Annotated in this window: 10 protein-coding genes and 3 tRNA genes; 8 read left to right on the top strand and 5 right to left on the bottom strand. The window is 34.5% G+C overall.

The features are described from left to right. Positions 1-112: 112 nt before the first annotated feature. Both SP4011_RS11400 and SP4011_RS11395 read right to left on the bottom strand, forming a co-directional pair. Entirely contained in the window at positions 113-871 is a 759-nt protein-coding gene (locus SP4011_RS11400) for a ParB/RepB/Spo0J family partition protein (protein ID WP_338619379.1), read from the bottom strand. 57 nt (positions 872-928) lie between these two features. Continuing rightward, positions 929-2,110 carry a S1C family serine protease gene (locus tag SP4011_RS11395; RefSeq protein ID WP_338619378.1) on the bottom strand — a complete coding sequence of 394 codons (1,182 nt, stop codon included), beginning with the start codon at positions 2,108-2,110 and terminating at the stop codon, positions 929-931. 183 nt (positions 2,111-2,293) lie between these two features. Between SP4011_RS11395 and rlmH the strand changes: the two genes are divergently transcribed. The 7 genes from rlmH to SP4011_RS11360 all read left to right on the top strand — a co-directional run bounded on the left by rlmH (position 2,294) and on the right by SP4011_RS11360 (position 5,478). Next, positions 2,294-2,773, top strand: coding sequence for a 23S rRNA (pseudouridine(1915)-N(3))-methyltransferase RlmH (gene rlmH / locus SP4011_RS11390; protein ID WP_084367488.1), 480 nt, complete (start codon positions 2,294-2,296; stop codon positions 2,771-2,773). Between the two features lie 43 nt (positions 2,774-2,816). After that, positions 2,817-2,890, top strand: a tRNA-Arg gene (locus tag SP4011_RS11385). A gap of 165 nt (positions 2,891-3,055) precedes the next feature. Next, positions 3,056-3,181 (top strand): competence-stimulating peptide ComC, encoded by a 126-nt coding sequence (comC, locus tag SP4011_RS11380; RefSeq protein WP_218757899.1) that lies wholly within the window; start codon positions 3,056-3,058, stop codon positions 3,179-3,181. A gap of 20 nt (positions 3,182-3,201) precedes the next feature. Further along, complete coding sequence (gene comD, locus SP4011_RS11375) at positions 3,202-4,527, top strand: GHKL domain-containing protein (RefSeq protein WP_218757900.1); 1,326 nt, start codon at positions 3,202-3,204, stop codon at positions 4,525-4,527. Continuing rightward, entirely contained in the window at positions 4,524-5,276 is a 753-nt protein-coding gene (gene comE / locus SP4011_RS11370; protein WP_000866065.1) for a competence system response regulator transcription factor ComE, read from the top strand. Before comD ends, comE begins: the two co-directional genes overlap by 4 nt. 51 nt (positions 5,277-5,327) lie before the next feature. Continuing rightward, positions 5,328-5,399: transfer RNA gene (locus SP4011_RS11365), tRNA-Glu, on the top strand. Between the two features lie 5 nt (positions 5,400-5,404). Beyond that, positions 5,405-5,478 (top strand) — tRNA-Asn (locus SP4011_RS11360). A gap of 40 nt (positions 5,479-5,518) precedes the next feature. Here SP4011_RS11360 and SP4011_RS11355 read toward each other — a convergent pair. Then, complete coding sequence (locus SP4011_RS11355) at positions 5,519-6,061, bottom strand: TetR/AcrR family transcriptional regulator (RefSeq protein ID WP_338619373.1); 543 nt, start codon at positions 6,059-6,061, stop codon at positions 5,519-5,521. Between the two features lie 127 nt (positions 6,062-6,188). On the opposite strand from SP4011_RS11355, the gene SP4011_RS11350 reads away from it, so the two are divergent. Further along, positions 6,189-8,831, top strand: a complete 2,643-nt coding sequence (locus tag SP4011_RS11350) for a YhgE/Pip domain-containing protein (protein WP_338619372.1) — start codon at positions 6,189-6,191, stop codon at positions 8,829-8,831. 132 nt (positions 8,832-8,963) lie between these two features. Here SP4011_RS11350 and SP4011_RS11345 read toward each other — a convergent pair whose 3' ends face one another. After that, entirely contained in the window at positions 8,964-11,507 is a 2,544-nt protein-coding gene (locus SP4011_RS11345) for a YfhO family protein (protein WP_338619371.1), read from the bottom strand. A 61-nt stretch (positions 11,508-11,568) separates the two neighbouring features. Further along, positions 11,569-13,191, bottom strand: a complete 1,623-nt coding sequence (locus tag SP4011_RS11340) for an ATP-binding cassette domain-containing protein (protein ID WP_000958774.1) — start codon at positions 13,189-13,191, stop codon at positions 11,569-11,571. Positions 13,192-13,251 lie beyond the last annotated feature (60 nt).

The following is a 13,251-nucleotide window of genomic DNA, read 5'->3' as shown; positions in this document are numbered from 1 at the left end:
ATCAAGTTTTATCCACAGGTTGGGGATAAAGTCAGAAACTATTGATTTATTAAGCTTTTTATCGAAAAAAATAGTGGATAACCTTGTGAGATAAAAAAATAAAAGAACAGCCTTATTTCAGGCTGTTGATAATTCTACTATATTCTTCTTGATTTGAAAAAGAAATAATGATTTTTCCACTATCTTTTTTAGATAGTTTAATTTCTACATCTAATCCGAGTAGTTTTTTTAACTGTTCTTCTTCATTTTGTATGAAATGATCATTTTTTTGCTGTTTCTTTTGTTTTTTCTCTGTCAGAAGAGCTTCTAATTTCCTTACAGAAATATCTTCTTCTATAACCCGTTGAAAGAAATAGTCTTGTTGTTCCTTATTCAATCCAACTAGCGAACGAGCATGTGCTTGTGATAGTTTGCCATTTTCTACTTCTGAGAGGATAGCATCTGGTAAGGAAAGCAAACGAATGGAGTTGCTGATATATGGACGAGACTTGCCCATTTTATCTGCAATTTCAGCATGGGTAAATCCTTTCTCTACGAGAGATTCATAGGCGCGTGCTTCTTCTATTGGGTTTAAATTTTCTCTCTGCAAATTTTCAATAATGGACTGGACCATCATCTCTTGATCTGAAAGCTGTTTAACAACAGCTGGGATAGACATTAGACCAGCTAAAAGTGAAGCCCGATAGCGTCTCTCTCCTGCAAGGATTTCATAACCAATAATAGGAGATTGACGAACAATAATCGGTTGAATGACCCCATTTTCTTTGATAGACTGTGCTAGTTCATCTAGTTTTTCTCTATCAAATTCTTTTCGAGGTTGATAGGGATTTTTTTGTATATCCGTGATAGAAATCATTTCAAATTTTTCCATGATTCTACACTAACACATCTTTTCTCTTATGTAAAGCTTTCTTTACATAGATGTCAATTAAGATTCTAAATCACCTGAACTCTTGTCAAGTTTGATAGATGTAGTTTCTTCTTTACCGTTACGATAGTAAGTTATCTTAATAGTGTCTCCGATAGAATGATTGTAAAGAGCACTTTGTAAGTCTGTTGATGAAGCAATCTCTTTGTCGTCTACTTTTGTAATGACATCGTATTTTTCAAGGTGACCATTGGCAGGCATATTACTTTGTACCGAACGAACAACTACGCCAGATGTTACACTGCTTGGAATATTGAGTCTTCTGATGTCGCTTGTACTTATATTAGATAAATTAACCATCTGGATTCCCAAAGCTGGGCGTGTCACTTTTCCGTTCTTTTCTAACTGTTCAATAATATTGATAGCATCATTTGCAGGGATTGCGAAACCAAGCCCTTCTACAGATGTGCCTCCATTTGTGGCAATTTTACTTGAGGTAATTCCGATAACCTGTCCTTGAATATTGATCAGTGGACCGCCAGAGTTACCTGGGTTAATAGCAGTATCAGTTTGGATGGCTTTTGTAGAAATGGCTTGTCCATCTTCAGATTTTAAAGATACATTTCGATTGAGACTAGATACGATACCTTGAGTGACAGTATTAGCATATTCAGAACCGAGCGGGCTACCAATAGCAATAGCAGTTTCTCCTACGGTTAACTTACTAGAATCACCAAATTCAGCTACTGTTGTCACTTTTTCTGAAGAGATTTTGACGACAGCAATATCAGAGAAAGTGTCCGCTCCGACAATTTCTCCGGGTACTTTAGTTCCATCTGATAAGCGAATATCTACTTTACTGGCACCATTTATAACGTGATTATTGGTGACAATGTAAGCCTCTTTGTCATTCTTTTTATAAATAACTCCAGATCCTTCACTAGAGATTTGCTGAGAATCTGTATCAGTCTCATCATTGCCAAATACGCTATTTTGTCTATTTGCTGAATAAGTAATAACGGATACAACAGCATCTTTTACTTTATTAACAGCCTGAGTGGTTGAATTTTCGTTTTTATAGGCAGTCTGTGTAATAGTGCTATTGTTGTTAGAGTTGCTTACACTACTTTTTTGAGTTAGTTGAGCTATTGAAAAACTACCCAAGGCTCCACTAAAAAAGCTAATGACGATAACGACTAATAATTGAAACCCTTTTTTGTAAAATGTTTTTAAATGTTTCATATTTGCCTCCATATTTTTGAATTACTGAAAGTATAAACTGACTAGCTTAATTATAACTTAAACACAAAAGTTTTACACAAACTGTGGATAACTCTTTTAAAACTGTGATTTTCTCAATTGAAATCTATTTTTTTATTTTGTGAATAAGATGTGAAAAAATAGAGAATATGTTAGAATAGAGTCATGAAAATTAAAGTTGTAACAGTTGGGAAACTGAAAGAAAAGTATTTAAAAGATGGTATTGCAGAGTATTTAAAACGAATTTCTAGATTTGCTAAGCTTGAAATGATTGAGCTAGCAGATGAAAAAACACCAGATAAGGCCAGTGAATCAGAAAATCAAAAGATTTTAGAAATAGAAGGTCAAAGAATTTTATCAAAAGTTGGCGACCGTGATTTTGTTATTGCGTTAGCTATTGAAGGGAAAACTTTCTCCTCAGAAGAATTTAGTAAGCAGTTAGAAGAAGCTTCTATAAAAGGATTTTCTACTCTTACCTTTATTATTGGAGGGAGTCTGGGGTTAGCACAGGATGTAAAAAAGAGAGCCAATCTTTCTGTTAGTTTTGGCCGTCTAACTTTACCACATCAGTTAATGAGACTAGTTCTTGTTGAACAAATCTATCGCGCTTTTACGATTCAGCAGGGATCACCCTATCATAAATAGAAAATTGACTTTTAATTGAATTTTTGGTAGAATAGATGTGTTAGGTCTCATAGCTCAGCTGGATAGAGCATTCGCCTTCTAAGCGAACGGTCGCAGGTTCGAATCCTGCTGGGATCAATATAGTAGCAAAGCTGGGAATTTTCCCGGCTTTTTTCTTAAAAAAGTACACTTGGGGAGAAAAAAATGACAGTTGAGAGAATTTTATCTAAAATGAAATTTCATTTTGTATAATGGTTTTTGTAAGTTAGCTTACAAGAAAAAAACATTTTAGGAGATTTTATTATGAAAAACACAGTTAAATTGGAACAGTTTGTAGCCTTGAAGGAAAAAGACTTGCAAAAGATTAAAGGTGGGGAAAGTAGACTGTCAAGATTACTCCGTGATTTTATTTTCCAAATAAAACAGTAATGAAATAAGGAGAAAGAGTAATGAATTTGCTTGGATTTGGGACAGTTATTGTTTATTTTTTAATTATTAGTTACAGTTACCATTTAATTTGTAAAGGTCAAGTAAATAGAAGAGAACTATACGTTTTTGGTGCTTATACATTACTAACAGCAATAGCACTTGATTTTCCCTTATATCTTCTAAATTTAGATGGGTTAGGGATTGCAACATTTTTATTTCCTTTGGGCTTATATTCCTATTTTCGATGGATTAAACAGTATGAGAGGGATAGAGGATTATTCCTAAGTTTACTACTAGCACTTTTATATGAGAGCACTCATAACTTTCTGTCCGTAACTTTCTCTTCTATAACAGGAGATAATTTTGTTTTACAATATCATGACCCATTCTTTTTCGTTGTAACGGTATTGACTTATGTTGTTATCTTAAAAATCATTCATTATTTCCATCTAGAACTAGCCTATTTTGATAAGGACTACCTTTATCCTTTCTTGAAAAAAGTATTGTTTGCTTTACTACTGCTCCATACTGCATCTTTCGTTTCAGATATGGTAAGTACGGTTAAACATTTGAATAGTTTTGGAAGTATTTTGTCATCTATTGTCTTTATTTCTCTCCTTTTGACCTTCTTTGCAATGAATTCGCATAAAGAACAAATGGAGAAAGAGATTGCTTTGAAGCAGAAGAAATTTGAACAGAAACATTTACAAAACTATACAGACGAAATTGTCGGACTGTATAATGAAATCCGTGGTTTTCGACATGACTATGCTGGAATGCTTGTCAGTATGCAGATGGCAATTGACAGTGGTGATTTACAGGAAATTGACAGAGTTTACAATGAAGTTTTGGTCAAAGCCAATCATAAACTGCGTTCAGATAAGTACACTTACTTTGATTTGAACAACATAGAAGATTCAGCTTTACGAAGTTTGGTTGCTCAGTCCATTGTCTATGCTCGAAATAATGGTGTAGAGTTTACACTGGAAGTAAAAGATACGATTACCAAGCTCCCAATCGAACTATTGGATTTGGTTCGTATCATGAGTGTTTTATTGAACAATGCTGTTGAAGGTTCAGCTGATAGCTATAAAAAGCAGATGGAAGTAGCAGTTATTAAGATGGAAACTGAAACAGTTATTGTGATTCAGAATTCATGTAAAATGACGATGACTCCTTCAGGAGATCTATTTGCCTTAGGATTCTCTACTAAGGGAAGAAATCGCGGAGTCGGATTAAATAATGTAAAAGAACTACTAAATAAGTACAACAATATTATTTTAGAAACAGAGATGGAAGGCAGTACATTTAGACAAATTATTAGATTTAAGAGGGAATTTGAATGAAAGTTTTAATTTTAGAAGATGTTATTGAACATCAAGTGAGACTAGAGAGAATATTGGATGAAATTTCGAAAGAGTCGAATATTCCAATATCATACAAGACAACGGGAAAAGTCCGTGAATTTGAAGAATATATTGAAAACGATGAAGTAAACCAGCTTTATTTCCTAGATATCGATATTCATGGGATTGAGAAAAAGGGATTTGAAGTGGCTCAGCTCATTCGTCATTACAATCCTTACGCTATTATCGTCTTTATCACCAGTCGATCAGAGTTTGCGACTCTAACCTATAAATACCAGGTATCAGCCTTAGATTTTGTTGATAAGGATATCAATGATGAGATGTTTAAGAAGAGAATTGAGCAAAATATCTTCTACACTAAAAGTATGTTACTTGAAAATGAAGATGTTGTAGATTATTTCGACTATAATTACAAGGGAAATGATTTAAAAATTCCTTATCATGACATTCTGTATATTGAAACGACAGGGGTCTCTCATAAATTGCGCATTATTGGTAAGAATTTTGCAAAAGAGTTCTATGGAACAATGACAGATATTCAGGAAAAGGACAAACATACTCAGCGATTTTATTCTCCTCATAAGTCATTTTTGGTAAATATAGGCAATATCAGAGAAATTGATCGAAAAAACTTAGAAATTGTTTTCTATGAAGACCATCGTTGTCCTATTTCAAGGTTAAAAATTAGAAAATTGAAAGATATTTTAGAGAAAAAATCTCAAAAGTGATTGACAATTAGCAAGAAATTGATATAATGGTTATATCTGCTACAGATAGAAGGTCCGTTGGTCAAGGGGTTAAGACACCGCCTTTTCACGGCGGTAACACGGGTTCGAATCCCGTACGGACTATTTTATCCGCCATAGCTCAGTTGGTAGTAGCGCATGACTGTTAATCATGATGTCGTAGGTTCGAGTCCTACTGGCGGAGTATAGATAAAAGGGAACACAGCTGTGTTCCTCTTTTTGTATCAATTTGTATCACCAAGCATCTTCATAAGAAAGTCTGTTATTTCTTGAGGACTTTCTTTTTTTCCATGTGCAATCCAAGTTTGACAGACACCAAAAAGTGCATGAGTTAGATAGATGCTACTATATTCTAATTCAGTGGTATTGAGATTCAGTTGCATAAATCGCTTTTGTAAATCTGTACTGAGCATGATATGAAGTTTATTTCGTAAGAAATTTTGGATTTCTTTAGTCCCATTTTCAGAAAGAAGGGCAGCCAGAAGTGGTTCTGATTCTAGATATTCAAAGACTTCTAGAATAGCGTCTCTTTTGTGATGAGCATGTTTTTGAAAAATATATTCAAATGTATGAAATAGCTTGCTTTGATAATGCTCAATCATATCATACTTATCCTTATAGTGAGTATAGAAGCTGGAACGACTAATTCCGGCTTTTTCTGCTAATTTGACAGTAGAAATTTGATCAAATGGCTGTTCCATCAGTAATTGTACCATAGCATTTTCAATAGTTCGCTTTGTTTTTAAGCGGTTGTTACTTTCTTGCATATTTCCTCCTTGTAAACAAATTAGACTATATGTCTAAAAATAGATTTTTTATCTTGTAATTTAGATTTTTTAATGTATAATCTATTATATCAAAATTTTAGACAATATGTTTAAAAAAGGAGAAACTATGTTTAAAGAATGGAAAGCAATTTTTAAAAAACCAACCTTTATTATTGTCATGATAGGGATTTCTCTTATTCCAGCTCTGTACAATATCATATTTTTATCCTCAATGTGGGATCCATATGGGCAATTGTCTGACTTACCTGTGGCAGTTGTCAATAATGATAAAGAGGCTTCCTATAATGGTAATACTATGGCAATAGGAAAAGACATTGTGTCCAATTTAAAAGAAAATAAAACCTTGGATTCTCATTTTGTAGATGAAGAGGAAGGAAAGAATGGATTGGAAGATGGCGATTACTATATGGTAGTGACTTTACCCAGTGATTTATCTGAAAAAGCAGCTTCTATTTTAACGGATCATCCAGAGCAAATGCAGATCGATTATCAGACTTCAAGTGGTCATAGCTTTATTGCCAGCAAGATGAGTGATTCTGCTATGACACAATTAAAGCAGAGTGTTTCTACCAATGTAACCGAGACCTATACTAAAGCCTTATTTAACAAAATGATTGATTTAAAGGATGGTATGAGTCAAGCAGCTTCTGGTAGTGAAAAATTAACTGATGGAGCGAATCAGTTAGTGGCAGGAAGTCAAACATTAACTACCAACCTACACTCTTTAGCAGCTTCAAGTTTAACATTTTCAAATGGAACGGAGCAGTTTACTAAAGGATTATCTGCTTATGTTTCTGGTGTCGAACAACTTCATCTTGGCTTAGGGAATTTTAATAGTGGTTTAGTTACATATACTGGTGCAGTGAGTCAATTAGATAGCGGATTAGGTCAATTATCTTCTAAAAGTCCTGAATTAGTAAGAGGAATCAATCAGTTATATACTGGTGTAGAATCCTATACTGGCGGTGTTTCTCAGCTTAATGCTGGTCTTAATCAATTTTCATCTGGTGTTAGTACCTACACCAATGGAGTGGGAAATCTTGCAACAGGTGCTAATCAGTTATCCAATCAATCAGCTACACTTCGAATGGGGGTGGAGCAATTAAGTGAAGGGATTCAACAACTTTCTAGCAAGTTAGATGCTTCGTCTGGGAAAAAAGATCAAATTGCTCAATTATCTTCTGGTTTGAATCAGTTAAATCAAGTTATTCAAAATATTGATGTTGGAGATATAAAACAATTAGATTCTGTTTTATCAAGTATAGCATCTCTTTCTAATCAAATGTTAGCAAGTGATCAGTCTGAAAAAGCAACTACATTAGCCAATATTCAATCGACAGCAGCTTATCAATCTTTGACAAGTGAGCAACAAGCTGAGATAAGTGCTTCTGTATCTCAAAATTCAACTGATAGTATTCAATCGGCTCAGTCAATTGTAGCTTTAGTACAAGGTTTACAGAGAAGTTTAGAAAACTTACAAAATCAATCTTCAAATCTTTCGACATTAAAAAATCAAGCTAATCAAGTATTACCTATTACTTCTACTTCTTTGACAGGATTGTCAAGTGGATTAACAGAGATACAAGGAGCTGTTACTAGCAAATTAGTTCCTGCTAGTCAGTCGATTACATCGGGGGTAAATGCATATACTGCAGGTGTTGATAAAGTTTCTCAAGGCGCAAGTCAACTAAGTGAAAAGAATTCCACCTTGACAGGTAGTTTGGACCAATTAGTTTCAGGCTCAACTACCTTGACACAAAAATCTTCTAACTTGACAGCAGGAGTTGGTCAATTAGTTGAAAAAACTCCAGAATTAGTATCTGGTATTGAAAAATTATCAACTGGCTCTAATCAATTGAATCAAAAGAGTCAAGAATTGATAGCAGGAGTTGATAAATTGCAGTCAGGATCTAGCCAACTAGCTGACAAATCCAGTCAGTTAATTTCAGGTGCTTCTCAATTAGAAAGTGGAGCTAATAAATTGGCAGCTGGAGCTGGGAAACTAGCAGAAGGTGGAACAAAGTTAACTTCTGGATTGGAAGGTTTACAGACAGGAGTTGCTTCTTTGGGACAAGGATTAGGTAATGCTAGTGATCAACTCAAGTCAGCATCAACGGAATCTAAAAATGCAGAGATTTTGTCAAATCCACTCAATCTTTCAAAAACAGACAATGATCAAGTTCCTGTAAATGGAATTGCAATGGCTCCTTATATGATATCAGTTGCTCTTTTTGTTGCAGCAATATCAACGAATATGATCTTTGCGAAGTTGCCTTCAGGACGTCATCCAGAGAGCCGTTGGGCTTGGTTGAAATCTCGAGCTGAAATAAATGGTATTATAGCTGTTTTAGCAGGAATTTTGGTATATGGAGGAGTTCATATTATTGGTTTAACTGCTAATCATGAAATGAGAACATTTATTCTCATTATCCTAACAAGTTTAGTATTCATGTCCATGGTGACTGCTTTAACAACATGGAATAGCCGTATAGGAGCTTTCTTCTCTCTTATTTTGCTTTTATTACAGCTAGCATCAAGTGCCGGTACTTATCCAATTGCCTTGACAAATGATTTCTTTAGAGCCATTAATCCTTGGTTACCAATGAGTTATTCGGTTTCTGGATTACGACAAACAATTTCTATGACAGGAAATATTTATCATCAAGTCGTTTTCCTTGCCGTGATACTAGCTCTATTTATTGGTTTAGGTATGCTAGCCTATCAACCTAAGAAAATGGAGGAAGATTAAAAGAGGCTGGGCAAAAAGTCTTTAAAATCATAAAAACGCATAATATCAGGTGTTGAAAACCTTGATACTATGCGTTTTATTGTGGGAAGATTTACTTCATTTTCCTGAAATTGAGTTTTTGCCTAGCCTCTTTTATGTCTTAGAAGACTTTCGTTTGTGATTATAGATTCCAAATAGTAAAAGAGAAGTAAAGGAACAGATTGCTCCAGTAATAAAACCATTGGGAATGAAGGAAAGTGTAATAGTTCCTTTTCCCTTTGGAATGTCAACTTTCATAAATCCAGTTTGAGCTTGTTTCATTTCTATTTTCTTACCATCTTGGTAGGCAGACCAACCTTTGTCATAAGGAATGGTGAAAAAAATGGACGTATCTTGTTTAACATCATATGTAGCAAAGACCTTGTTTTTAGAAGTTGATACTGTGACAGGTTGTTCTTTAATTTTTTGAATTGCCTTGGTGAAAGTTTGGGTATCTAAACGATAGAAGGTAGGAGATTCAAATGATACTTGTGAATTTCCAGGGAAACTAACATGAATATTGAAAGTTTTTGTCTCTTTTGTATAACCTAGATTAAAGAAGGAGAAGACATTATCAGTTGTAAAAGTTTTCTTTTCTCTATTTACAAGGATGTCAACCTTCTTTTGTTTGTCATTAGAAAAGTGAAGGTTTGTGAAAGAAAGATAAACTTGGCTGTTTTCTGGCACTTCAATTTGATACTGGATTGATGCATCCTCATTTGAAGAGCTTGTAACACTAATCAAATCATCAGTATTCTCTGTTTTTTCATAGGGGATTGGAGAAAAATAATCAAAATCGACGTTAGCAAGTTGATTTAAAAACGAGGCTTGACTATCCAAAGTGTGTTCATTGAACTTGACATCATTGTAAACAGATTGACTAGCAAATGCAATCGGAAGAGAGAATTGATTTTCATATAGGGTAAGATTATCTTTTTGATAGATATCTTTAAAACCATACTTATCAATAGGACTGTCTGAGATATTGTACTGGATGCCAAATAAACTATCAGCCAAAATACTATTATTGGCATAACGGAGATTGAGATTGGTTCCAGAGGATTTAAATCCAACTTTATCCAAAGTAGAGCTTGCTGAACGATTTCGAACAGATGAAAATTGAGAGATTCCATTGTAGTTGAATTTCATACTGTCATTTCCTGTCTGAGTCTCTAGTTTCTCAGTACGGGTAAATTGATTCCCAATATATGTTGAGAAAGATTCCATAGCTGGGATATCTCTACTATATGCACTTCGAGAAGCAAATCCCCATTCCTTAGCAATTCCGTCTATTTGAGATGAAGCATTTAAACTTATTTCAACCATTATAAATAAAGAGATTAGAATGGCAAATAGATTTACAGAGATAAACTTTTTGATAACTGCAAGGAGTAAAAGAGAATAGACAACCAAAAATTCAAGAGTCAGTAGAATATTCAAATCTGTTAAAAAAGAATAATGTGATTTTAGATAGATGGTAGCTAAAAATCCTGTTACTATAAGAAAAAGCGAAACTAAAAAATTCCAGATTTTAATTTCTTTCAGACGATTTAAGACTTCCGCTGCTGTGTAAATTAACAAGGTAGAGAAAATCCAAGCATAGCGATGTAAAAACATGTTTGGAGTATGCATGCCTTGCCAAAATAAATCAAGAGATTCAATATAAAAGCTTGCAATTAGACATGCAAAGAAGATTGCATAGATAAGTTTCACGTGAAACTTAATGGATTTCAGCGTAAAAAATAAAATAGTCAAAATAAAGGGAAGTAGTCCAACAAAAATCATTGGAATAGCCCCATACTTGGTTGTATCAAAGGAACCGATGAATTGCTTAGCAAAGAGATCAAGATACCAGCTACTTTCAGTTTGAAACTTTGTAACTTCAGTCAATTTTTCCCCATGTGTCTGTAAATCAAACAGAGTAGGAAGAGTCAGAATCAAACTAGCCATACCAGCTAAAAAGGAGGTCACAACAAAATCAAGAACAGATGATTTTCGAGTTTTAAAGTCCCAAGAAATTTGACAGAGATACCAGAAAATAAGAAACAATGCTGTCATATATCCAAAATAATAATTTTGAATAAATAAGATTGACAGACTTGTAAAGTATAATAGGAATTTCTTTTCAGTTATAAGTAGGTGTAGACCAGTTATAATTAAAGGAATCAAGATAAAAACATCCAGCCAGGTTTTTATCTCTAATTGACTGACAGAGAAACTCATCAGAGCATATGAAGTAGATAAAGCTAGTTTTAAAGGCTTAGGAATCAATTGAAATAAATTATTTAAACTAAAGTAAGTTGACAGTCCAATCAATCCAAATTTTAAGAGAGTTGTCAGATAGACAGCATCTGGCATATTCGTTAGATCAAAAAAGTAAACTAGAGGTGAAAGGAAACTTCCCAAGTAATAACTAGATAGGGCATAAAAATTTAATCCGAGGCCACTTGTAAAGGTATAAAACAGACTATCATTTCCATGTAGGATATTTCGTAAAGCTACATCAAAAATAACGTATTGATGAAACCCATCTCCTAATAGTGGAGATGTATCGCTATTCCAGTAGATACCTTGAGATAGATATACTCCTATCATAATGATTACGGGAATGATGAAAGAAACAAAATAGATCCAATATGTTTTAAAAAATAATTTCATGTTACCTCATAAAATGTTAGAAAACTCAGCTGGTTAACCCAACTGAGTTTTGAAGTTTTATTTAGTCTTTCCAAAGTTCTTTAACTTTTGCTTGTACTTCTGCATTTTCTAGGAATTCATCATAGGTTTCATCGATACGGTCAATGACACCATTTTTAGACAAGACAATGATATGGTTAGCCAAAGTTTGAATAAACTCGTGGTCATGACTGGCAAAGATGATTGATTCTTTAAAGTTTTTCAATCCATCATTCAAGCTTGAGATAGATTCCAAGTCCAAGTGATTTGTTGGATCATCAAGTACAAGGACATTTGATTTTAAAAGCATGAGTTTTGAAAGCATGACACGAACTTTTTCTCCCCCTGACAAGACATTTACAGGTTTGTTAACCTCATCTCCAGAGAAGAGCATACGACCGAGGAAGCCACGTAGGAAAGTATTGTCATCTTCTTCTTTACTTGCGAATTGACGCAACCAGTCAAGGATTGACTCTCCTCCTGCAAAATCTGCCGAGTTATCTTTTGGCAAGTAAGAACGGCTAGTAGTTACTCCCCACTTGACAGTTCCTTCATAGTCAATGTCCCCCATGATTGCACGAATTAATGCAGTCGTTTGGATGTCATTTTGACCAATAAGCGCTGTCTTATCACCTGGACGCAAGATAAAACTGATATTATCTAAAATAGTCTCACCATCAATCTTTACAGTTAGATTTTCTACTGTCAGGAGATCATTACCTATTTCACGCTCCGCTTTAAAGTTAATAAATGGATATTTACGACTAGATGGTACAATCTCTTCTAGTTCAATCTTATCAAGCATTTTCTTACGTGATGTTGCTTGTCTTGATTTAGAAGCATTAGCAGAGAAACGAGCAACGAATTCTTGCAATTGTTTAATTTTTTCTTCTGCTTTAGCATTACGGTCTGCTAGCAATTTAGCAGCGAGTTCAGAAGATTCCTTCCAGAAGTCGTAGTTTCCGACATAGAGTTTGATTTTTCCAAAGTCAAGGTCGGCCATGTGAGTACATACTTTGTTTAAGAAGTGACGGTCGTGGGATACTACGATAACTGTGTTATCAAAGTCAATCAAGAAGTCTTCTAACCATGTAATTGATTGGATGTCTAAACCGTTGGTAGGCTCGTCCAAGAGAAGAACATCTGGTTTACCAAAAAGTGCTTTGGCAAGGAGAACCTTTACTTTCTCACCGTTGGCCAATTCGCTCATGTTTTGGTAGTGTAATTCTTCTGGAATGTTTAGGTTTTGAAGGAGTTGAGAGGCTTCGCTTTCTGCTTCCCAGCCTCCAAGCTCAGCAAACTCTCCTTCGAGTTCGGCAGCACGAACCCCGTCCTCGTCTGAGAAATCTTCCTTCATGTAGATAGCATCTTTCTCTTTCATGATGCTATAAAGTTTTTCATTTCCCATGATAACGACATCAATGGCACGTTCATCTTCATAGTCAAAGTGATTTTGACGGAGAACAGAGAGACGCTCATCTGGACCAAGAGAGATGTGACCAGTAGTAGGTTCGATATCTCCAGCTAAAATTTTTAAAAAGGTTGATTTTCCGGCACCATTAGCACCGATTAATCCATAAGTATTTCCTTCTGTAAATTTGATATTGACATCATCAAAAAGTTTGCGATCACTAAAACGTAGTGAAACATCAGATACTGTAAGCAATGTTTTTCTCCTATATGTGTAATATATTTATTCTACTAGAAAATACGGAAATATTCAAAT

This window comes from Streptococcus parapneumoniae, assembly GCF_037076355.1.
Lineage (GTDB): Bacteria > Bacillota > Bacilli > Lactobacillales > Streptococcaceae > Streptococcus > Streptococcus parapneumoniae.
This window is presented reverse-complemented; position numbering and strand designations above follow the sequence as displayed.